Raw genomic sequence first — 21,290 nt, forward strand, 5'->3', positions numbered from 1 at the left:
CACTGCATCTCCTTATCCAGGGTTTAGTTTCGGTTTGCCACTCATGGTGTGCGTTAATGGGGGGGACCTGCGCCGGCGTTGGCCTAAGCCTCAGTTTCGGCAGCCTCAGCGTCAGCATCCTCAGGTTTGGTGTCCGTGGCGGGGCCATCGGTGGAGCCGGTGTCGCTTTCTTTGCTGTCGCTGCTCTCCGGATCCTGCTCCCCGGGAAGAACCGGATTGTTTTTCAGCCGAAGCTGGAGTGTGGAGCTGGCGAGGAGAGCGGCGAGTTCATCCAACGCGTCGTGACAGTCCTGCTCGGAGCCGAGCGGGGACCGGGCGGCGAGGGCGACGCCGAACGCCGCTCCCGCGTCCGAACCAGCACCGGAGCCGCTCAAAGTGAAGAATCCGAGCTGCCGGACGTGGAACGACCCGTCGGTGTCATCGGACCAGCCGCCTTTGAACGGCAAGTCGGCGATGGTGCCGAGGCCGTAGCTGTGATCCTCGTCAATCTTGTGCATTTCTTGGATGACGGGGTTGTCGGCGGGGATGGAGGCGAGGTGCTGGGCGTAGCGCGCCTGCGCAGGATTGGGCCAGGTTGTGGTGCCGAAGACGGGCTCAACGTGCACGGACACGCCGGATCTGGCGATTTCCTCGCCGACTAACCGGCTGGCCTCGTCGTCGGAGCCGATGCAGCGCCAGAGGGCGTAGGCGGAATCGTTGTCGGACCATTCGATTGCGGCCCTGGTCTGTTCGAGGACGAAGTCTTTGTCGTCGCAGTGTTCCCAAGCGGTCAGAGCAATGGGGACTTTGATGGTGGACCATGCGGGGAGAGCACCGCCGGAGCCGGAGTTGGTGGCGCGGGTGCCGTCGAAAAGCGAAAAGCTGAGTTGCGTGTGTGTTTTCTCTTCGATCGCGGCGATTTTCTCATCCAACCCATCGAGGTTCAGGTTCGCGGTCGCATCAGGCGCGGTGGTTGCGGCCGGCTCGTCGGATGGGGCGGAAGACGGCGAGCCTGGGCCGGAGCACGACACGAGCGCGAGCGGAAGCACGGCGAAAAGGGCCGCGATTCGACGCTTCATGTTCACAGGTGGAGTCACAGACTTGAACTCTAGCCCGTTACTTTCTGCGTTTCAGTAGGGTTGGGCGCATGGGAGCGTTAGAGGTTGTGGGAAGCGTTGACGGGGCCGTCGATAAGCTGATCGAGCTGTATGCCGCTGCCTGCGATGTCGCACGCGACGGTGGGGATTACGCGGAGGTCCTGTACCCGAAGATCGCGGTGGACATCAAGGAATGGAAGCCGATCGACCGCTCTGAGCCGTTCGGCTATGTCGACGAGGCGGGGGTGTACGCGGCGGCGGTGTCGCGCCCGGACCTCATGTCGGGGTACTTGCGGCAGCAGCTGCGGTGCCTGGTGGACAATTACAACGCGGAGATTTCCGTCGGCTACTCCGATATCGGGATCGCGCCCGAGTACATCAAGGGCGCGACGCGTCGCGCCGACGCGAAGATTCCGCGCCCCACGCTTGACGACGTTCACGATGCCATCATCGACGGCGACTGGGACGCCTTCCACGGTGCGGAGAAGCCCCTGTTCCACTTCGGGCCGCAGCGTTTCGATATCGCCTGCGCCCGCATTGAGCACTACACCGGCATCGAGGTGGACTCGGTGCAGAAGTTCATTCTGTTCACCAACTACGAGATGCACACCCGCGAGTTCGTGAAGTTCGGGCTGAGCCAGCTTGCCGACGATTCCGCCCGCTACCACGCCCTTGTCCTCCCCAACGGCACCCGCATCGAGCGCGGTGACGTGGATGGCATCGATGCCTTGGCCATGGATCTCGCGTCGAACTACCAGATGCCGCGCTTCGATCTTGTGGCCGATGACAACAACGGCGTGACCATGATCAACATCGGTGTGGGCCCGTCGAACGCGAAAACCATCACGGACTGCTTGGCGGTATTGCGCCCCGAGTGCTGGATCATGATCGGCCACTGCGCGGGCTTGGACGCGCGTATGCGTATCGGTGACCTCATTCTTGGCAACGCGTACGAGCGCCGCGACCATGTCCTGCACAACCACATCGACCCGGAGACTCCGATCCCCGCGGTACCGGAGATCCAGCGCACACTGGAGAAATCCGTGAAGAAGATCTACGGCGACGAAGAGCAGTCGCTCATGCGCACCGGCACGGTGTTGTCCACCGACGACCGGAACTGGGAGTGGCAAGCGCCGCGCGACCTGTGGGAGTGGCTGCGCAATTCCACCGCGGCAGCTGTGGACATGGAGTCCTGCACCATCGCCGCGAACGGGTACCGCTACCGGGTGCCGTACGGAACGCTGCTCGCGGTGTCCGATCTTCCGCTGCACGCGGTGCCGAAGCTGCCGGCCGCGGCGCAGGCGTTCTATTCCAACTCGAAGGAGGCGCACGTCATGTGCGCGGTGCGCGCGATGGAGCGCCTGGCCAAGAACCCGGAGCGTCTGCGCACCCGCAAATTGCGTCGCGCGCAGGGCGAGGTACCGTTCAGGTGACGCGGCGGTGCTCGACCGGGCCCGCAGCCGGATCTGCAGCCAAGCCCGTGTTCCCGGAGCCCGATTTCACGGACCCGGTGGTGGCACTTGCTCACCGTAGCGCTGTCCGCTCCATCGAGCGCGTAGTGCGCGAGACCGCGGACCCGACCCCGCCGCAGGAGTCGCTCGAGCAGGTCGCCGGGTTGCTGCGAGGAGGTCCCGCCCTGGTGGTCACGGGTGCCGGGGTGTCCACGGAATCCGGGATTCCGGATTACCGCTCGCCGGGTGGCCGCCTGTCCAAGGGGCGTCCGATGACGTACCAGGAGTTCGCGCATTCACCGGCGGCGGTGCAGCGCTACTGGGCGCGCGCGTTCGTGGGGATCCAGCAGATGCGCGCCACGACGCCGAACCGCGCGCATTTCGCTCTGGTGGAGCTGGAGCGCGCCGGGATGATCAGCGGCATCATCACGCAGAACGTCGATGGTCTCCACACCAAGGCTGGCTCCCGCAACGTCATCGCGCTGCACGGAGACATGGAGCACGTCGTGTGCCTCGATTGCGGTTTCAGGGAGGAACGATCGCTTTTCGACGCCCGCCTCCATTCCGCCAACCCCACCTACCTGCAAAAAGTCCTGGTGACTGACTCCATGATCAACCCCGACGGCGACGTGGAATTGCCGGAGGAGGCTGTCCGTGATTTCACCATGGTGGAGTGCACCCGGTGCGGGGGCTGGCGCATGAAACCGGATGTGGTGTATTTCGGGGAGAACGTGCCGGGGGAGCGTCGTCAAACGGCTGGCGAATGGCTGGATGCGTCGACGTCTCTGGTCGCGGTGGGCACCTCGCTTGCTGTGATGAGCGGGTACCGCCTGGTCCTCGACGCGCGCGCCGCCGGAAAACCGGTCGCCGTGATCAACGGTGGTCCCGGCCGCGCCGACCAGAAAGCGGCTGTCCTGTGGCGCACCGACGTGGGCGACGCGCTCGACGCGCTGCTCGATGCCCTCGACCTGTAGTGCTGTCGTGCAGCCGAGACTCGTGGCTGTGATCGGTGGCCGTGAGCCGGAAGTGAAGCCCGCAGCCGAGACCTGTAGCCCAGCTGAGAATCCCCGTTTCACTGAGCGTGCTCTACTGCAGGGCATAGTGGTGACAGGGTAGCGTTCAGGACGTGAATCAGCTGGCAGGACGTATGACTGTGATCGCAAGCCTAAGCGTGCTTGTGGTGCTCATCGCGCTGGGCTACGCGAAAACACAGGCGCCCGTGCACAGCGTGTTCGAAACTGACATCCCCCTCGATCTGTGGATCTACATGCGCGGAGGGGAACGCGTCACCGACGGTGTCAACTTGTACGAAGGCCCGATTTTCAACGATCTTCCCTTCACATACCCGCCTTTTGCTGGCTTGATTTTCGCTTGGGTGAGCGCGATCGAGGACACCACTGTCACCGCGATCTGGCACACCACTACCGTCGCCTGCGTGATCGCGGTGGTCTGGCTGTGTCTGCGGCGGTTGAGGATTGACGTGAGTTCCCTGTCATTCCTGCTCATCATTCCGCTGCTGGCCGTATTCTTCCTGCTCGGGACGGAACCCCTGCACGCCACGTTGTTCTGGGGCCAGATCAACGTCGTGCTCATGCTCCTGGTGTGTCTGGATTTTCTGCCGCTGAAACACCGCCTGCCCGGGATTGGGGTGGGGCTGGCCGCGGGTATCAAGCTCACTCCAGCGTTCTTTGGCATCCTCTTTCTCATTCAGCGGCGCTGGTGGGCAGCGCTGGGTAGCTTTCTCACCTTCCTGGTGACAGTGGTGCTCGGATTCCTCGTGGTGCCGGACGCGAAGATCTTCTGGACGGACGCTATCTTCAATTCCAGCCGCGTCGGAGACCATTTCAATCCCGGAGCGCAATCGTTGAAATCGGTGTTGGTCCGCAACCTCGGCATCGACTCCGGTGCGGTGTGGCTTGTCGCCGTGGTGGCAGCAATCGTCCTTGTGGGCACAGCTGCATGGCTGGCTGTCGAGCGCGGCAGCATCCCCGTCGCCGTTGGCGTGACTGGCATTGGCGCGTGCCTTGTTTCCCCGTTCACCTGGTACCACCACTGGGTTTGGATCGTGCCTTTGGGCATTGCCGTGTTCGTCGCCGCGAACCAGGCTGCAGCTAGCTTTTTCGGCGGAAACGCTGTCCGTTGGCAGGTCGCGGGGTTGCTGTCGGTGGGGGCGCTGGTGGTGGTCTGTCTGCCGTTCATCGCGGGGAATGTTGCCGCGGACTTGGTGTGGGAATGGAATGGTCAGCGCGGGCTCTCGTGGATGTACCTGCCAGCGGCGCTGGTGTTCCTGGTGGCGTACATTTTCCACGGGTTCTTAGAGCGGCGGCGTGCCAAAAGTCAGCTGCAGGGCAGCTTTGTGCAGCCCCTCGGCGAGGGGGCAGTGGCAGCGCAGCACTGATCGCGGCGGGGCGGCGCTAGTCGGGGTGCGGCGCTAGGGCAGGGTCACGGCCAGCGGCTCGCGAAGCACTAGATCGAGAGCGACTGCGCGGGCGATGTCGCGCACCATCTCGCGGTGGGTCGGGATCATGCGCAGACGCGCTTCGGCACCGCCGGGCAGGGTCTGGCGGACGGAGCGGGCGAAGACGGCGGGTGCTTTCGAGTCCTCGATGAATGCGGAGCCGGCGACGACCAGAGTGGAGGCGCCGTGCGCATCCATGAGCTGAGCGGCGACGGCCCCCAGGTTTTCGGCGCGTTTGTCCAGGGCAGAACGGATGGAGGGGTCGGTTTGGGAGAGCTGGACGGTGTCGATAAGCGAATGCCCTGGTTTCTTGATGCTGTCGAGCAGTCCGTGCGTGGTGAGGTCCTCGCGGTCGACGGCGATGGGCAGGACGCGTTTGTTTTCGGTGACTGCTGCGCCGATGGAATCGTCGGCGAAAATCGCCATGATAGGTGCGTCGCCAATGATTTCACCGGATTGGATTTCTGAGCCGATTATCGCGGCGACAGCGGACGAAACGGTAACGGGCACCGAGAACTGTTCGCTGAGCTGTGCGCCAATGTTGACGTCGTGCCACCCCAGGTTGGGTGCGTTGACAAGGCCGTCGGGGCTCACGGCCCCGGACGTGGTCACTCCGACATTGGCCAGCGGCCGGTCAAGGTTCGCCATGAGCCGGTTGAGGCCCGCCATGATGTGCTGGATGAAGTCGTCTTGGCTCACATCCGCAACGGGCAGGTCCACGTCCAGGTCGCGGATCGTGCGGCCTTTGATGTCGAAGAGCGCGATGTATGTCGTGGCCGTTCCGACGGAGATGCCGGCGAACACCGGGGTGAGTTCAGCGAGTTCCAGCGGGATGATCGGGCGGCCACGCCCCTGCGATTTGGTCAGGTCCGTCCGCTCTTTGACGTAGCCGGCGGACATAAGCGCGGCGATCGCGCGGGTCACCGTGGGCTGCGACAAGCCTGTCGCCACAACCAGCTCGCTTCTCGACGTCACCGTGTTCAACCTCACCAAGTGCAAACACTTCGCGGCGGGGTTGTGGGGGCGCGAGAACGCAGACCACGAGGATTTCATGCCTCGTATTGTAGAACGCCACTAGACCATGTTGTCCATTCGGTCCGTGAATCTCTGCACTAAGCGGACTATTCAAGCGGGGGGCAAGCGGGAGGACGGTTCGGGTCGGCGTTTGCGGGCTCGGGCGTTGCGCTTCAGGTGCCCTTGGTGTGGCTGGTGCTCCAGGTGCTTGGGGTGCTCCTTGCGCTTCCCAAATGCCCAAACCGTCCCGACATGGTTAAACTCTGCACTCATGAGTGAACGCGCCCCATCGCTACTCGACGCTACCTGCGAGGATTTCGTCTACGACCTCGCCGAGCTCTCCCCGACGCTCGCTACTGAGCTTGGTATTTCCGGCTACGACGACCGGTTGCAGGATTTCAGCCCGGAGCACTGGAACGATATCGCCGACCGAATCCGCGACCTCATCGCTGACGTCGACGCGCTTCACGACGGCACCGACGCCTCCGACGACGACGACGATTTCGACGAGGTGGATTACGTCACCGGCGCGATCCTCCGTGACCGCATGCTGGTGGAGCTGGAGTTGCACCACCGCGGCGAGAACTTGCGCATGCTCAACAATGTCACGTCGCCGGTGCAGATCATCCGCAACGCCTTAACCGTGATGCCGAAGGACACGGAGGAGGACCTGCACAACCTTGCCGAGCGCATGTTGTGTGTGCGCCGGTCTCTCGCCGGCTACCGCGAGTCGTTGGCGGAGGCGGCGGGGCAGGGCGATGTGGCGTCGCAACGCCAGATCGACGCTGTGATCAGCCAGTGCGAAGCGCTCGCTGAAGACGGCTCCCTCCTGGAATCGATGGGGCTCGACTTCGACGTGGAGCCGGTCTCCCAGGCGAAGTACGCGTTCGCGGAGATGGCTGACTGGCTGTCCACCGAGCTGTCCCCGCTGGCATCCCACGAGGATTCTGTCGGCCGCGAACGCTACGAACTGTTCTCCCAGTTCTTCCTTGGGCGCAAGATCGACCTCGATGAGGCGTACCAATGGTCGCTCGACGCGCTCGCTCAGATCGTGGAACGGCAACAGGAAGTCGCGCGAAACCTTTTCGACGGGGAATGCACCGCACGAGGCGCTTACCGGCGTCTCGATGAAGATCCCTCCTACACCCTCACCGACAATGAGAAACTCGTTGACTGGATGCAGTCGGTGTCCGACCAAATGATCGGGCGTCTCGACGGCGAAATCTTCACTCTCCCGGAAGAGATCAAGCACCTCGACTGCCGCGTCGACGCCGCCGGAACCGGCGGGATGATGTACACCCCGCCGTCCGAGGACCTGATGCGTCCCGGCATCCTGTGGTGGTCCGTGCCGCAGGGGCAGGACGGTTTCCACGCCTGGCACGAGCTCGCCCGCATCTGCCACGAAGGCGTTCCTGGCCACCACGTGCAGCAAGGCATTGCCATGACCCAGCGCGACACCCTCAACCTGTGGCGCCGCACACTGAACTGGAACGCCGCCCACGGTGAAGGGTGGGCCGTCTACGCCGAGACCCTGATGGAGGACCTGGGTTACTTCGACGACCCCGGGTACCGCATGGGCCTGCTTGACTCTCTGCGCATGCGTCTTGCCCGCGTCGCCGTCGACATCGGTGTCCACCTGCACAAGAAGACACCCGACGGCACCGGCCACTGGGACGCGTCCTACGCGAAAGCCTTCCTGCGCGACAACACCGCGATGAACGAGCAGAACCTGGGATTCGAGCTTGACCGCTACATGGGTTGGCCCGGCCAGGCCACGTCTTATGCGCTCGGTTACAGGGACTGGATGGATCTGCGCGAGAAAGCCCGCGACAAAGGCATGACGCTGTGTGAGTTCCACGATAAGGCACTGCGCTTGGGATCCATGCCGATGGACATGCTGGCCCGCGAGGTGCTCTGCCGCTAGCCGCGGTCGGTGTCGCTTGGGGCGCCCGCATCGTTTGCGCTGTCTCCGTCGTCCCTGTTGTCCCTGTCGTCCCCGTCGGCGTGGCCTGTGCGCCGGTCCATCGCGCGCAGAATCTTCGGCAGCGAACCGGCGAAGACGAGGATGCAGATGAGGCGGATGAGCTGCAGCGCGACAACGGCTGGTCCGCCGCCGCCTTCCGACGAAAGCGCCAGCACGGTCTCGATCGCGCCGGGGCTGGTGGCCAGGTAGCCCTCGAAGAAGGTGATGCCGAGCCAGTGCGCGACGACGTAGCCCATTGCCGCGCACGCCACCATGACCACCACGATGAATGTGATCGTGGCGGGCAACAGGCGAGCGAAGCGCTTGAGGGCGGGGACGCTCAGCCCGCCGCCGCAGGCCCAGCCGATGGACATGAAAGCGATGATCGCCAGCGTCTCTGGCGGGGCGATGGGGACCGGCAGCACCGCACCAAGGATGGCGGTGATGATCAGCGGCCCGAACACCGCCGGCGCTGGCAGGTGGAGTTTGCGGCCGAGCGGACCGCCGATAATCGCGATGGCGACGACCAGCAGCGGCATCCACCACGTCACCTCCATCCCGTCGGAGTGGTTGCCGCCGGGGTGGGTGAGAAACGATGCGACGAGCGGCAGCGTCATCGACACGGCGAGCAGACGCAGGTACTGGGTGAGTGCGACGTAGCGCATGTCGGCGCCGAGTTCGCTGGCGAGCGACATCATGACGGACGCGCCACCGGACAGCATGGACAGCACGCCGGTTTCGCGGCTGACTGCCAGCGCGTCGTCGTTTTTATTGCCGGCGTACCGCGCGAGCGAGAGGCCACCGACGAAGCCGATGCCGATGATCATGGCTGCGGAGACGAGTCCCGGGAGCAGGTAGTGCAGTAGCTCCGCCGGTGGCACTCCGGCGAGCGGGACGGCGGCGAGCACACCGATGATTCCGCGGCAGAAGTTGTAGAAGGTCGCGTTGACCTTCAGTTCGCGACCGGTGCCGAGCGCGGAAAAACCGGACACCACGATCGCTCCGAGGATCCACGCGGCGGGAACGTGCAGGCGGGTGAGCAGGTACCCGAGGAGCACCGAGAGCGGAGCGACTATCATCCATCGGCTGCGTTGTTCCACGTCTCGTCATAGTAGCGTGGGGGCCTATGTTCGCCATCGTGGTCGCCGCGGCAGCTCTGGCAGGCTGGGTCGATGCGGTCATCGGGGGCGGTGGCTTGATTCTCATTCCTGTGCTCATGGCGGCGACGTCGATGCCGCCGGCGGCGATCCTGGCTACGAATAAGCTCGCGGCTGTTTCGGGCACAGCGTCGGCGGCGGTCACGCTTGTGCGCCGCGTGGGCGTGCCCCGCCACACATGGGGTTACGCGCTCATCGCAGGGGCTCTGTCGGCAGTGGGTGCGCTCGCAGCATCGCTTATCGACGCTTCCCTTCTCCGCCCCACCATCCTCGTCCTCCTCATCGCCGTGGGGGTGTTCGTGGCGGTGAAGCCGGAGTTCGGCACATCGGAGGCGGACCTGCCTCCAAAGTTGACGCGTGGCCGCGTGCTCGCTGCTGCCGGGTTGGTGGCGGTCATCGGGTTTTACGACGGCACCTTCGGTCCCGGCACCGGCATGTTCCTCATCATGGGGTTCACGGCGCTGTTCGCCCAGAATTTCGTGCGGTCGGCGGCGATGGCGAAGGTGGTGAACACGGCCACCAACGTCGGTGCGCTGGTGGTGTTCATCTCCGCCGGCCTGGTGGATTGGCCGCTGGCGCTGGCACTGGCCGCGGCGAATGTCGTGGGTGCTCAGATCGGTGCCCGAACGGTCCTCGGCGGCGGCGCGAAACTGGTGCGGTATGCCTTGCTCACCCTCGTGGTGGTGTTGTCTACCTACCTTGCCGTTCAGCTCTAAGCGGAATTTTCAGGCGGGGCCGATAGCTCGGCACAGTGATTCATCAGGCGGCGGTCTTAGGGTTGGTCCCCATGATTCAAACGAAGACGGCCATGGCTGTCACTGTCAGCCATTTCGATGAGGAGGCCGTGGATACGCAACAGGCCGAGGACATCGTGGATGCTGTGCTGAGGTTCGTTTCCGGCACCACCATTGAGCAGCTGCACATCGTGGCTGACTCGGAATCGCTCCCTGTGCTGGCCGTAGCTCTCGCGACGAGGGAGGAATTGCCGGACAACCTCACGCTCGTGGAGGCAGGTCATGAGCTGGACAACGAATTCGTGGTGGTGTCCTCAGACTTCATCCTGGCCATGACTGGGTGATCCGGGACAGGGTGATCCGGGGCGAATGAATGGACGGCTCGGTAGCCCCGGTATGGGAGACCAGGTGGTAGGCGGTCGGTGGTTGTGGATCGTCGGCTAGTCCAAAACGAGGGAGCCGTTGACGAGGCCGACAACAGCGACGATTGCGCCGACGATGACGAGAGCGACGACCACCCACTCGAACTTGTTGAAGGCCTTCTCGTTGTTAGCGCGTCGTGTCCACAGGTAGGGGATCAACCCCGGCAGGACGGCGAGGGCGCCGAAGAGGACGTAGACGGGGTCGGCTGCGTAGATCAGCCACAGTGAGTAGATGAAGCCGATGATGCCGATGACGAGGTGGCGGCGGTTGTCGGAGGAGGAGATGGTGGGGCCGGAGTCGTCGAAACGCGAACCCGCGTGGGGGTGCGTCAGGCCTTTACAGTGAACCGCGAGGAGCACGAGGTACAGCGCGGAGAAAATGTACGGCAGCAGGTACATGATGGTCGCGAGCTGCACCATTGCGTTATAAGAGGTCTCGTTGGCAAAGAACAGGATGACAAAGAACTGGACCACAGTGGTGGAGACCAGCTGCGCCATCCACGGCGCGCCGGCATCATTGGTGCTGGCAAGGCGCTCGGGCAGAAGGCCATCGCTGGCCATCATCACAATGGGTTCCGCGCAGAGCATCTGCCAGGAAATATAAGCGCCGAGCACCGACAGGCAGAGACCGACAGAGATCAGCGCGCCACCCCACGGTCCGACAGCCGCCTCAAGCACCGCGCCCATGGAGTTGTCCGGCAGCGCCGCCAGCTCTTCGCGGGTGAGCACACCGTAGGACAGCGTCGAAACGGCGACGAGGAGTCCCAGCACCGACAGGAAGCCGATGACTGTCGCGCGGCCGACATCCTGGCGGGACCGTGCCTGCTTGGAGTACACCGAGGCACCCTCGATACCGATGAAGACCCACACGGTGAACAGCATGATTCCCTGGATCTGCTCGGAGAGCGAGATACCGGAACTCTCGCCCCAGAAGTCGAGGGTGAACTTATCCCAGCTGAACCCCGCGAAGGCGATGAGCACGATGAACGCCAGGATGGGGACGAGTTTCGCGATGGTGGTGACCAGATTCATGAGCGCCGCCTGCTTCACACCGCGGGTGAGCGCGAAGAAGATGCCCCAGGTGAGCACGGAGACCGTGAGTGCCATGGCCCAGGGGTTGTCCTGGTCGAAGAAGGGCAGGTAGTGGCCGAGAGTGCCGAAGAACAACGTCGCGTACCCGACCTGCGCCATCACCGAGCCGAGCCAGTAGCCCCAACCGGAGGTGAAGCCGATGAAGTCGCCCAGACCCGCGCGCACGTAGGAGTACACCCCGGAGTCCAAGTGCGGCTTGCGGCGCGCGAGAATCTGAAACACGAAGGCGATGGACAGCATGCCCACGCCCGCGATCGCCCAGCCGATGAGCATCGCGCCGGGGCTTGCCACAGAGGCGATATTCTGCGGCAGAGCGAAGATGCCTGATCCGACGGTGGAGCCGATGATGAGGGACACCAGCGTCCAGATGGTCACCGAATGGGTGCGTTGGCTTTGGGCTGTGCTCATAGGGGATTAACTTACGGGGAGTTTCCCAGCTTTTGTTAAATATGGGGTCACATCCGGTTCTTCGTTTTCGCGGTGGCTTGCGCGCTCCACGGGTCTTCGGGCCAGGGATGTTTGGGGTAGCGGCCGCGCATTTCTTTGCGCACATCGTTGTAGGGGCCGTCCCAGAAACTGGCCAGGTCGTCGGTGACAGCGAGTTCACGTCCGGCGGGGGAGAGCAGGTGGAAGAGCACGCGCACGCCGCTGACTTCCGGGGACGCGGCAAGCCCGAAGCATTCCTGCAGCTTCACGTGGACGACGGGCCGGCCTGTGGAGTAGGCGATCCGCGGGTGGGAGCCGCTGGGCACGCTGAGGCGCTCGGGCGCGAGGGTGTCTATGTCGGCGGCTTCAGGCCAGGGCAGTTGCCGCATCAACGCGGTGCGCATGTCGAGAGTGCTGATCTGCGCGCCGTGCGCGAGTTCCGCCACTTCGGGCGAGTAGTCGCCCTCCCGTACGTCGGGCCAGGGGTCTCCGTGGCGTTCACGGAGGAAAATGAGACGGTCCGCTAAACGCTGGGCGGGCTCGTCGAGGACGAAATCATCGAAGTCGATCCGGATGCCGGCAAGGGCTTCCTGGGCCTTAGCAGGAGAGAGTTTGATGGGGGTGGAGGTCAGCTCGATGGCGCCGACGGAGGTGAGGCGGCGGGAGCGGAGGCGGCCGTCGATGAGCGATGCTGTTGTCGATTCTTTGACGCGGTCGGCTGGGAACTCTGTGGCGGCTGCGGCGCGAATGACGGCGCCTTTTCCGGTGAGCTGGATTTCGGCGGCGGCGATCCATTCGCTGGGCGGGATCGTGGTGTCGAGCGTGGCGCGCGTGCCGCTGGCCAGGAGGTATTCGCGGTCCCCGAGGTGTTCGCCCACCCACTCCGGGTAGGCGGCGGCAATGACGTCGCCGGGCGGGACCGCGGCGCTGGCGGGCACCATTCGAGCGAAGCGCTCTACCTGCCGTTGCGGGGCGTGCGCGCGGGCGAGATCGCCGCCGACCCCTTCAGCAAGCGCGGCGACAGTAGGTGCAGCACCGGATCCGTGCTCGAGCAGGGCGGCACCAAGTCGCGGGTCGAGTGGCATCGCGGCCAACCGAGTGCCGAGCTTCGTGATGGCACCGTCCGCATCGAGAGCGCGCAGGGAGCGAAGGGTCTGCTCGGCATCGGCGAGCGCTGCAGCGGGAGGAGGTGTGAGAAGCGGCAGGTCGGGCGAGCCCCACGCAGCGATGGCGAGCGCGGCGGAGGTCAGGTCCGCGGTGGTGATCTCGGGGGCGATGTCGGCGCTGAAGTGCTGGTAGTCGGACTGCGAGTAGGCGCGCAGGACCTCTCCCGGTCCGAGACGGCCCGCGCGTCCCGCGCGCTGATCGGTGCTCGTCTTCGCGGCAGACACAGTGACCAGGCCCGTCATGGCGCGGGCAGCGTCGCGGCGCGGCACGCGGGACAGCCCTGCATCGACGACGCGGTTGACACCCGGCACGGTGATCGAGCTTTCGGCGATGGAGGTTGCCACGACGACTTTCGCGTTGCCGTTCAGTGCCTCGTCTTGCTCCTTGCTGCTCAATCTGCCGTGCAACGGTGCGGCGCTGGTAAGATGCGCGCACACTGCGTCCACTTCGCGTGCGCCGGGAACGAAGACGAGGGTCCGGCCGTCGTGGGCGGGCGGGGCCGCAGATGTAGCGGACGCCCCAGCGGCGAGGTTGGCGATGTGGCGGTAGAACTCCATCGACCCCTCCGCGCGGCCGGGATGCGGGTGGTAGCTCACGTCGAGGGGGTGGGTGACAGATTCGGTGGAAAGGATCTGCGCGCCCATGTGTTTCGCGAGCGCGTCCGCGTCGAGGGTCGCGGACATGGCGGCGAGGTAGAGATCCTCGCGCAGGAACGCCACCTCCATTGCCATGGCGAGCACTAGGTCGGTGTCCAGCTGGCGTTCGTGGACCTCGTCGATGACGACGGCGCCGACACTGGTCAGCTCCGGATCCTTTAACAGACGGTTGAGCAGGACCCCTGGGGTGACAAATTCCACTAGGGCACCATCCTTGTGCTCGCCGCGGATGGAATAGCCGACGCGGTGGCCTAAGGGGGAGCCGTCGAGAAGCGCGAGCCTGCGCGCCGCCGCACGGACAGCGACGCGTCGTGGCGCGGTGACCAACGTGACGCCACTGTCGGCGGTGAGGTTGCTGATCGCCGGCGGCAGCAGCGTCGTCTTGCCTGTGCCCGGGGGCGCCTCGACGACCAGCGGGCCGCGCGCCGGGATGTCGCCGATGACGTCCGCGACAGGGAGGCCCGCGCCAATGGTGGAAAGGTCGAACATGGTGCCCCCAATCTACCGTGCGTCGACCTTGCGCCGACCGTCACCATCAACGACTACCAGGCGGTTTCGCCGCGGCATGCGCTGGAACAGGCGATGGCGGACCTCGACGAGATCTACCTGGACAGTAACTGCAGAGTAGACGTGGCCAGTTAGCCCAGCGAGCGGATCAGTTTCGCCGGCACACCACCGACGAGTGAATCGTCCGGCACGTCCTTGGTCACTACGGCACCAGCGGCGATGACGCAGCGGTCGCCGATGGTCACCCCGGGCATGACCATCGCGCCGGCACCGAACCAGCAGTTATCGCCGATGGAGATGGGGCGTCCGCGTTCCCAGCCGGCGGCGCGTGCTTCGGCGTCGTCGACCGGGTGCTCGACGGTAATGAGCTGGCAGCCAGGACCGAACAGTGTGTGCTCGCCCACCTTCACCTCCGCCACATCGAGAATGACGCAGTTGTAGTTGAGGAAGCAGTGCTCGCCGAAGCTGGTGTTCACGCCGTACTCCACGTGGAGCGGCGCGAAGACGCCAGGGACCGCGGAGCCGGGGGCGAAAATTTCGGACAGGAAGTCTTGGGCGCGTGACTGGTCGGTGTTTCCGAGGGCGTTGAATTCCCGGATGCGTTTCCACGCCGCCTGATGGGCTGCGTCGATGTCCTCTGAGCCGGGCGTGTACCAGCGGGAGGCGCGCAGGTCGTCGAGGGTGGCGTTTTCTACGGAGTGGTCGTGTGTGCTCATGCGCGCCAGGGTAATGGAGCGCGGCGGCGCGCCTAGACTGCATTGCATGAGCAATATCGCAGTAGTCACTGGGGGGTCTGCAGGGATCGGGGAAGCAGCGGCGAGGGCATTGGCGTCAGACGGGTGGACCGTCTACGTCTGCGCGCGCCGCAAGGAGCTGTGCGACGCGATCGCCGCCGACATCGGCGGCGTTGGAGTGGAGTTGGATGTGACGGACCAAGGGAGCGTCGATAAGCTCGCGGCGCAGCTTGAGCGCGTTGACCTGCTGGTGAACAACGCGGGCGGCGCGCGGGGGCTCGATCCGTTGCGCGACGCGAAGCCGGAAGACTGGGATTGGATGTACCAGACGAACGTGCTGGGCACCGTGCGTGTGACGAAAGCGCTGTACCCGGCGATCGTCGCGGCGGAAGGCCTAGTCATCAACGTCGGGTCCGTCGCCGGCTGGGACGCGTATGTCGGCGGGTCGGGCTACAACGCGGCCAAATTCGGGCTTCGTGCGCTCACGCGCGCGTTCAGGCGTGAAGAGGTCGATGCCCCGATTCGTATCACCGAGATCGACCCGGGCCGTGTGAAGACCGATTTCGCGTTCAACCGTTTCGGCGACGAGGCGCGCGCCGCGGAAGTCTACGACGGGAAGCTCAACCTCACGGCGGAGGACATTGCGGAGGCGATCCGCTGGGTGGCGTCACTGCCGCCGCACGTGAACATCGACACGATGAACATCATGCCGCGCGACCAGGCAGAACGCTAGATGAGCTCGGCGGATGTGCTGGCTCTCGTCGGCATCTGGATTGCGGCCATTGCCAGCCCCGGTCCCGACGTTGTGCAGATCGCGCGCCTGGGGGTGAAGTCGCGAGCGGCGGGTGTGGCGTGTGCGGTGGGCATCATGGCGGGCAACACGCTGTGGATCGCCGCTTCGCTCTTGGGGCTCAGCGCCCTCATTCAGGCGGTGCCAGAGATTCTCGCCTTCCTGCAGCTGGTTGGCGGCGCGTACCTGTTCTACATGGGTGCCGGTGCAGTCCGCGCCGGTCTCGCCGCGCGGCGGCTGGGTGCTGGTGTCGGCGTTGGCGTAGGCGAGGGCCCGCAAGAGGCCGCGAGCCAGGCCACAGCTCCGACGACCGGCAAGGCGTTTGGGATCGGGGTGGCCACCAACTTGTCCAACCCGAAGGCGGTGCTGTTCTTCGGCGCGGTCTTCGCACAATTCATCCGCCCCGGAATGGGGTTGGAATGGATGATGGTCATCCTGTTCACACTGGTGGTCATCGGGTTCGCGTGGTTCGTCGGGTTCGCGCTGTTGGTGGACACTTTCGCCGGTTTCCTGGACCGGCACGGGGATGTGGTCGACATTGTGACGGGGCTGATCTTCATCACCTTGGCGGTGTGGATGGTCGCTGAAGGCGCGGTGGGGCTTCAGTCACTTTTCTGATCGCGCAGGGGTATTCGCCCTGCCGCACAAGCGATGCCCCGCCGACTGGATCGAGGTCGCCCGGTTAGAATTGCCTGCATATGGATATCAGCATTAGCGGTGAAAGCATCAAACTCGGCCAATTTCTCAAGCTCGCAAACCTCGCGGAAACTGGAGGGCACGCGAAGGAGCTCATTTCTGCAGGCGAGGTGTTCGTCAACGGCCAGTCCGTCACGGCGCGTGGGCACGAGCTTATCGACGGCGACGTGGTCTCCATCCCGTCCGCCAGCATCACCGCGACGGTGGTGGCCGACGGCGCCGATGGCTCTGACGGCGACGACTATTTCGACGAGCGCACCGCCAACGACGACTTCGACCCGGAAAAGTGGAGGAACCTGTAACCAATGCCAGCTTTTGAGGCCCGTGAGGGCATGCCGTACTGGATCGACCTGCTGTCGTCCGAGACACGGAAATCGGCGTATTTCTACTCGCGGATTCTGGGCTGGGATGTTCAGGAGGGTGACTATCGCATCGCCCGCGTGGAGGGAATGCCGGTGGCGGGAATGGTCCCGCAGGACACGATGCCGGACGCTTGGGTGACGTACTTCCTGTCCACCGACATCGGACGGGATTCGCAGCGGGTGAGCGACCTTGGCGGCCGGGTGTTGGCGGAACCGCAGCGTGTGTCCCTGGGCACCATGGCTTTGTGCGCCGACAACGTCGGCGGCTGGTTCGGTCTCTTCCAGCCTGAGGGCGAAGATTCTTTCGTGGCGGCTGGTGAGCCGGGGACCCCGGTGTGGCATGAATACACGTGCACGGGGGACGCGGATAAGCTCGCGTCTTTCTACGGCGATCTGTTCGCGTGGGACATCGTCGAGAACGACGGATACCTGCTGGCGATGCAGGATGGTGCTGCTTTTGCCGGGATCTGGGACGCGCGCGAGCAGATTCCTGCTGACGTGCCCAGCTTCTGGCGCTCGTACTTGGGTGTGGCTAATGTGGCCGAGACTCGCTCTCGCATCGAGGAATTCGGCGGCGAGGTTCTCCGTGGCCCCGAGAACTCCCCGTTCGGTCTTCTGCTCACGGCAGTAGACTCGACTGGCGCTGTTGTGACGTTGTGTGAGGTCGACGAACCTGTCGACGAAGATGCATTGGACGAGGGCGACTCGATCCTCCACCTGTAGCGCCGGCCACGCTGAGGCCGATGTGGCGGGCGGTGGCTGCGAATTTTCAGCGTACGCGTTCCAGTGCATAATGAGCTCTTGTGAAAAGGTTCTTCGCCGCAGCGACGCTGACTGCGGGCCTGCTCGCCGCGGTACAAGCGGCTGAGCAGGCGCGCGCGATCGACGTCATTCCCGGCGACCCGGGGGAACGCACCGACCTTGTTGTCTTCCACTCCGACGGGCGTTGGACGGGGACGCCGAATGCGCGGGAAACACGCCCGGCGCTCTCCCTGGCCAAGCTGTACCTGGGCTATTACGTGCTTGCGAACGGCACACCGGAAGAGCAGGGAAAGGTGCTGCGGATGATTCGGGTGTCCGACGACCTTCTGGCGGTCGAGCTCGATTCTGAGTACCCGGACGCCATCAACAGGGTGGCCGAGGAATTCGAGCTGGAAGATACTCACAGCAGTGGGTATTGGGGTAAATCGGGGACATCGCCCTACGATCTGGCGAAGTTCGTGCGTGCGATCCTCGATGATCCAATTGCGGAGCCTCTGGTCCGTGGCATGGCCAACCACGCACCGTACGCCCAAGACGGGTTGAAGCAGGACTTTGGGACGGACCAGCTGGAGGGGGCGATCGGTTCCAAATTCGGCTGGGCCGACGACAGGGAGTCCGCGTTCGGCTCCGTGTCGTTTGGTCCGAACTGGGTGGCCGCGGCGATGAGCTACGGAGATATCGACGAACACACCGACGATGTCCACGAATGGATTGACCAGTCGGAGCGGAATCCGCTCTCCTTCGGTTTGAAGGAGAGCACTGCAGATACCCTCACCGCAGTCAACGGCGCGGGAGAATTGTCCATCTGGATGACAGATCAGGGCCGCTGGGGGCTGCGCACCCTGGACAAGGTGTAGGCGTCCGTCAGCTGGCCCTGCCGGGCGCATCTGACACTGCCCAGCCCCCGCGCAGTTTATCCGCTAAGAGCCTGAGCGGTTTCGCGAGCGATGCGGCGGAATTCCTCCGGGGTGGCGATGATGCCCAGTCTGCCCCCTGCCTCGTTGTCCGCGTCGATGCTGGCAGACACGTAGCCCCCGCAGGGCCGCAGGAAAGGAGCCGCATCGACGAACTCTGCCGTGTGCTGGTCGGCGGCAGCCCGTGCCTGCTCATCCGCAGCCGAGGCCAGGACTGCGGTCTTTGCAGTCTTCGTGGTCTTCGCGGTCTCCGTGGGGTTCTGGGCGGAGATGAAGTCGAGTGCGCCCGCCACCGAATCGGGGTCCGGGTTGTCCACGTCCACAATCGTGGTGCCGGAAAGCTGCGCGACTGCTGCGAGGAGGGGGCGCCAGTACAGCTCCAAGGCGCGGGGGCCGAAGCCCGGGTGGACGGACACGGCCCACCGGCCGGACGGTTCGGAGGTGCCGGACGGGGTGAAAAGGCATGCTCCGATCTCGGGAAGTTCCTGGATACCGACACCGATGCCGTACGCGACACCGGGCATGGTGTGGTCGAGCCCGGAGCCGAGCATCAGCATCGCAGCGTGCGTCACCCGGTCGGGCAGTGCTGCGAGATAGCGGTCGAGCGCATCATGGTCTGAGGCGTCCGGCACCGGGTAGCTGGACTCCATGTAGGAGACCAGCTGCCCCAGCTGCTGCTCTGGCGGAAGGGAGCGCCCGACACCGCCGACGTTGAAGTTCTCCAAGTGCTGCTCGTTGACCGGATACGCGTCGCCGGCGCCGCCTTGTGGCAGGGGACCGTCCGGTTCGATCTGCTCCGGAATGTGGCGCATACGCTCTTGGGCGGCGGCGTGGCTGGCACCCGGTGTGTGCGCGTGGCTGGAGGATGCGGAGTCGACGGGGAAAGCGGGATCGGAGGCGGCGGAATCTGTCACCAGATCACCACACGATCGTCCGGGGCGACCCACATCGCGGAACCCTCGTTGACGTCGGGGAAGGCTTCGTAGAACTCGGCGATGTTCCCGGCGATGACGTTGCAGCGGAACTCAGCGGGGGAGTGCGGGTCGATGGCCAAGTACTGCTCAGCCATTTCGGGGCGGATGGCGGTGCGCCAGATCCGGGCCCACGAGAGGAAGAGGCGCTGCAGGCCGGTGAATTCTTGGCCGGACAGTTCCTCCGAGGAGCCGTCGGTGTCGAAGGGGAGGGACGGGCCGTCGTCAAGCTGCTTGTCCGCGAGGTAATTCCTGTACGCGACGACGGCGATGCCTAGTCCGCCAAGGTCGCCGATGTTCTCGCCGAGGGTGAACTCGCCGTTCACGCCCGCGGTGTCGCGGCCTTCGAGGACGTGGGGGACAAGGCCGCTGTACTGCTTCACCAATTTGCTGGTCAGCTCCTCGAAGCGTTCGCGGTCCTCGTCGGTCCACCAGGAGTTGAGGTTGCCCGTGCCGTCGTAACGCGAGCCCTGGTCGTCGAAGCCGTGGCCGATTTCGTGGCCGATGACGGCACCGATCGCCCCGAAATTCTCCGCGGCGTCAGCATCGATGTCGAAGAACGGCGGGCGCAGGATCGCGGCGGGGAAAGTGATGTCGTTGACCACCGGGTTGTAGAACGCGTTGACGGTCTGCGGGGTGGTCACCCATTCGTTGCGGTCGGCGGGTTTGCCGATCTTGGACACCTGGTAATCGTGCTCGAATTCAGCGCCCGCGCGCACGTTGGCTACGAGGTCCTTCCCGTCGCGGGAGAACTCGAGGCCGTCGAAGGAGCGCCACGTGTCCGGGTAGCCGATCTTCGCGCGGAACTGCGAGAGCTTCTCCAGCGCGCGTTCGCGGGTCTCGGGCGACATCCACTCGAGCGCGCCAATGCGCTCACGGTAGGCGGCGACAAGGTAATCGACGAGCTTCAGCATCTCGTCTTTCGCTTCCGGCGAGAAGTGCTTATCGACGAACTCCTTACCCATGTCTTCCCCCACCAGCCCCTCCGCGAGGGCGATGCCGCGCTTCCAGCGGTCGCGCTGCTGGGTTGCACCGGACAAAACTGTGCCGTAGAACTCAAAATTGGCGGCGCCGACCTCTTCGGGAAGCACGCCGGCGCGGGAGATGAGGATGTGCCATGTCGCCCACAGCTGCCAGTCGGGGAGGGTCTCCGCGCGCAGCATCTTCGACAGGTCTTGGGTGTAAGACGGCATCATGTCCACGACGCGGCCGTCGGTAAGCCCGGAGCCGCGCAGCAGCGTCTGGATGATGGCGGGCAGATCACTGAGCTGTTTCGGGTTGTATGTTTTCATCGCATCGCGGCTGGCCACAACGTCCCAGTGGCTGTGCGCGATCTGCTTCTCGGTCTCCACGATCCGCTCGGCTGCCGTGGCAGCGCTTAAACCGAAAAGGCGGGATGGGTCGAGGAAGCTGAGCATGCGCTCAACGTGCGCGCGGTATTTCTTCAGTGTCTCGGCGTGGGCCGGGTCGCGGTAGTAGGCCTCGTCGGGAAGACCGAGTCCGGACTGGATGAGGTACGGCACGGCGATGTCGCCGCCAGAATCCTTCTCCACCCAGTAGCTGAGCGGCCCGGAGACACCGCGGCGATCGAGCACACCCAAGTTGTGGGCGAGCTCGTCGATGCTACCAACGCTGAGCAGGGCGAAGTCCTCCTCCAGCGGTCTCATGCCTGCCGCGTTGACCGCTACGGTGTCCATGAACGAGGCATACAGGTCGCTGGCGCGGCCGGACCCCTTTTCGACGAGTTCATGCACGTCTTCCTCGGCGCGGTCGCGCAGACTGTGGAATGTACCGTCCACCCCGCGGTCGTCGGGGATGACGTGGCTTTCCAGCCAGGGTCCGTTCACAAGTCGGTAAAGGTCCTTCATGGCACCCCACTGTAGTGAACCACCGGGGGACCGAGCGCTCGGTCCCCCGGTGGTCCCTGGGTGTCAGCGG

At 64.7% G+C, this 21,290-nt stretch carries 19 protein-coding genes; 11 read left to right on the forward strand and 8 right to left on the reverse strand.

The features are described 5' to 3' along the window. Nucleotides 1-83: 83 nt before the first annotated feature. On the reverse strand, nucleotides 84-1,076 hold the full coding sequence (locus tag QYQ98_RS06175; protein ID WP_302006023.1) for a hypothetical protein: 993 nt from the start codon (nucleotides 1,074-1,076) through the stop codon (nucleotides 84-86). Nucleotides 1,077-1,126: 50 nt separating this feature from the next. Here QYQ98_RS06175 and amn point away from each other — a divergent pair, with 50 nt between their 5' ends. From amn to QYQ98_RS06190, 3 genes are all read left to right on the forward strand, one after another. Then, nucleotides 1,127-2,509: an AMP nucleosidase gene (gene amn / locus QYQ98_RS06180; RefSeq protein ID WP_302006024.1), complete on the forward strand. Its 1,383-nt coding sequence runs from the start codon at nucleotides 1,127-1,129 to the stop codon at nucleotides 2,507-2,509. A gap of 80 nt (nucleotides 2,510-2,589) precedes the next feature. Beyond that, the gene (locus QYQ98_RS06185) at nucleotides 2,590-3,501 is read left to right on the forward strand and encodes a Sir2 family NAD-dependent protein deacetylase (RefSeq protein ID WP_302006025.1); all 912 of its coding nucleotides are present in this window, start codon (nucleotides 2,590-2,592) and stop codon (nucleotides 3,499-3,501) included. Between the two features lie 173 nt (nucleotides 3,502-3,674). After that, nucleotides 3,675-4,925, forward strand: coding sequence for a glycosyltransferase 87 family protein (locus tag QYQ98_RS06190; RefSeq protein WP_302006026.1), 1,251 nt, complete (start codon nucleotides 3,675-3,677; stop codon nucleotides 4,923-4,925). 33 nt (nucleotides 4,926-4,958) lie between these two features. Here QYQ98_RS06190 and QYQ98_RS06195 read toward each other — a convergent pair whose 3' ends face one another. After that, complete coding sequence (locus tag QYQ98_RS06195) at nucleotides 4,959-6,038, reverse strand: ROK family transcriptional regulator (protein ID WP_302006027.1); 1,080 nt, start codon at nucleotides 6,036-6,038, stop codon at nucleotides 4,959-4,961. A gap of 232 nt (nucleotides 6,039-6,270) precedes the next feature. Here QYQ98_RS06195 and QYQ98_RS06200 point away from each other — a divergent pair, with 232 nt between their 5' ends. Beyond that, the gene (locus tag QYQ98_RS06200; protein ID WP_302006028.1) at nucleotides 6,271-7,923 is read left to right on the forward strand and encodes a DUF885 domain-containing protein; all 1,653 of its coding nucleotides are present in this window, start codon (nucleotides 6,271-6,273) and stop codon (nucleotides 7,921-7,923) included. On the opposite strand, the gene QYQ98_RS06205 is transcribed toward QYQ98_RS06200, so the two are convergent. Next, a complete protein-coding gene (locus QYQ98_RS06205; RefSeq protein WP_302006029.1) occupies nucleotides 7,920-9,062 on the reverse strand; it encodes an AbrB family transcriptional regulator in 1,143 nt (380 codons plus the stop codon). The genes QYQ98_RS06200 and QYQ98_RS06205 overlap by 4 nt on opposite strands. A 26-nt stretch (nucleotides 9,063-9,088) precedes the next feature. Between QYQ98_RS06205 and QYQ98_RS06210 the strand changes: the two genes are divergently transcribed. Together QYQ98_RS06210 and QYQ98_RS06215 are read left to right on the forward strand one after the other, a co-directional pair. Beyond that, nucleotides 9,089-9,835: a TSUP family transporter gene (locus QYQ98_RS06210; protein ID WP_302006030.1), complete on the forward strand. Its 747-nt coding sequence runs from the start codon at nucleotides 9,089-9,091 to the stop codon at nucleotides 9,833-9,835. Between the two features lie 71 nt (nucleotides 9,836-9,906). Then, entirely contained in the window at nucleotides 9,907-10,197 is a 291-nt protein-coding gene (locus QYQ98_RS06215; RefSeq protein WP_302006031.1) for a hypothetical protein, read from the forward strand. A gap of 96 nt (nucleotides 10,198-10,293) precedes the next feature. On the opposite strand, the gene QYQ98_RS06220 is transcribed toward QYQ98_RS06215, so the two are convergent. The 3 genes from QYQ98_RS06220 to QYQ98_RS06230 all read right to left on the reverse strand — a co-directional run bounded on the left by QYQ98_RS06220 (nucleotide 10,294) and on the right by QYQ98_RS06230 (nucleotide 14,839). Next, the gene (locus QYQ98_RS06220) at nucleotides 10,294-11,775 is read right to left on the reverse strand and encodes an amino acid permease (RefSeq protein ID WP_302006032.1); all 1,482 of its coding nucleotides are present in this window, start codon (nucleotides 11,773-11,775) and stop codon (nucleotides 10,294-10,296) included. A gap of 47 nt (nucleotides 11,776-11,822) precedes the next feature. Continuing rightward, nucleotides 11,823-14,105 carry an ATP-dependent helicase C-terminal domain-containing protein gene (locus tag QYQ98_RS06225; RefSeq protein WP_302006033.1) on the reverse strand — a complete coding sequence of 761 codons (2,283 nt, stop codon included), beginning with the start codon at nucleotides 14,103-14,105 and terminating at the stop codon, nucleotides 11,823-11,825. A gap of 149 nt (nucleotides 14,106-14,254) precedes the next feature. After that, complete coding sequence (locus QYQ98_RS06230; protein ID WP_302006034.1) at nucleotides 14,255-14,839, reverse strand: sugar O-acetyltransferase; 585 nt, start codon at nucleotides 14,837-14,839, stop codon at nucleotides 14,255-14,257. 46 nt (nucleotides 14,840-14,885) lie between these two features. Between QYQ98_RS06230 and QYQ98_RS06235 the strand changes: the two genes are divergently transcribed. The 5 genes from QYQ98_RS06235 (at nucleotide 14,886) to QYQ98_RS06255 (ending at nucleotide 18,324) form a co-directional block, all read left to right on the forward strand. Next, nucleotides 14,886-15,590 (forward strand): SDR family oxidoreductase, encoded by a 705-nt coding sequence (locus tag QYQ98_RS06235; protein WP_302006035.1) that lies wholly within the window; start codon nucleotides 14,886-14,888, stop codon nucleotides 15,588-15,590. Beyond that, a complete protein-coding gene (locus QYQ98_RS06240) occupies nucleotides 15,591-16,265 on the forward strand; it encodes a LysE family translocator (protein ID WP_302006036.1) in 675 nt (224 codons plus the stop codon). 80 nt (nucleotides 16,266-16,345) lie between these two features. Then, nucleotides 16,346-16,645 carry an RNA-binding S4 domain-containing protein gene (locus tag QYQ98_RS06245; protein WP_302006037.1) on the forward strand — a complete coding sequence of 100 codons (300 nt, stop codon included), beginning with the start codon at nucleotides 16,346-16,348 and terminating at the stop codon, nucleotides 16,643-16,645. Between the two features lie 3 nt (nucleotides 16,646-16,648). After that, entirely contained in the window at nucleotides 16,649-17,428 is a 780-nt protein-coding gene (locus tag QYQ98_RS06250; RefSeq protein WP_302006038.1) for a VOC family protein, read from the forward strand. Between the two features lie 80 nt (nucleotides 17,429-17,508). Next, entirely contained in the window at nucleotides 17,509-18,324 is an 816-nt protein-coding gene (locus QYQ98_RS06255) for a hypothetical protein (RefSeq protein WP_302006039.1), read from the forward strand. A gap of 56 nt (nucleotides 18,325-18,380) precedes the next feature. Here the strand turns inward: QYQ98_RS06255 and QYQ98_RS06260 are convergent, their stop codons facing one another. Further along, nucleotides 18,381-19,295: a hypothetical protein gene (locus tag QYQ98_RS06260; protein ID WP_302006040.1), complete on the reverse strand. Its 915-nt coding sequence runs from the start codon at nucleotides 19,293-19,295 to the stop codon at nucleotides 18,381-18,383. Beyond that, the gene (locus QYQ98_RS06265; RefSeq protein WP_302006041.1) at nucleotides 19,292-21,220 is read right to left on the reverse strand and encodes a M13 family metallopeptidase; all 1,929 of its coding nucleotides are present in this window, start codon (nucleotides 21,218-21,220) and stop codon (nucleotides 19,292-19,294) included. Before QYQ98_RS06265 ends, QYQ98_RS06260 begins: the two co-directional genes overlap by 4 nt. Nucleotides 21,221-21,290: the final 70 nt, after the last annotated feature.

This window comes from Corynebacterium sp. P3-F1, from assembly GCF_030503635.1.
GTDB lineage: Bacteria > Actinomycetota > Actinomycetes > Mycobacteriales > Mycobacteriaceae > Corynebacterium.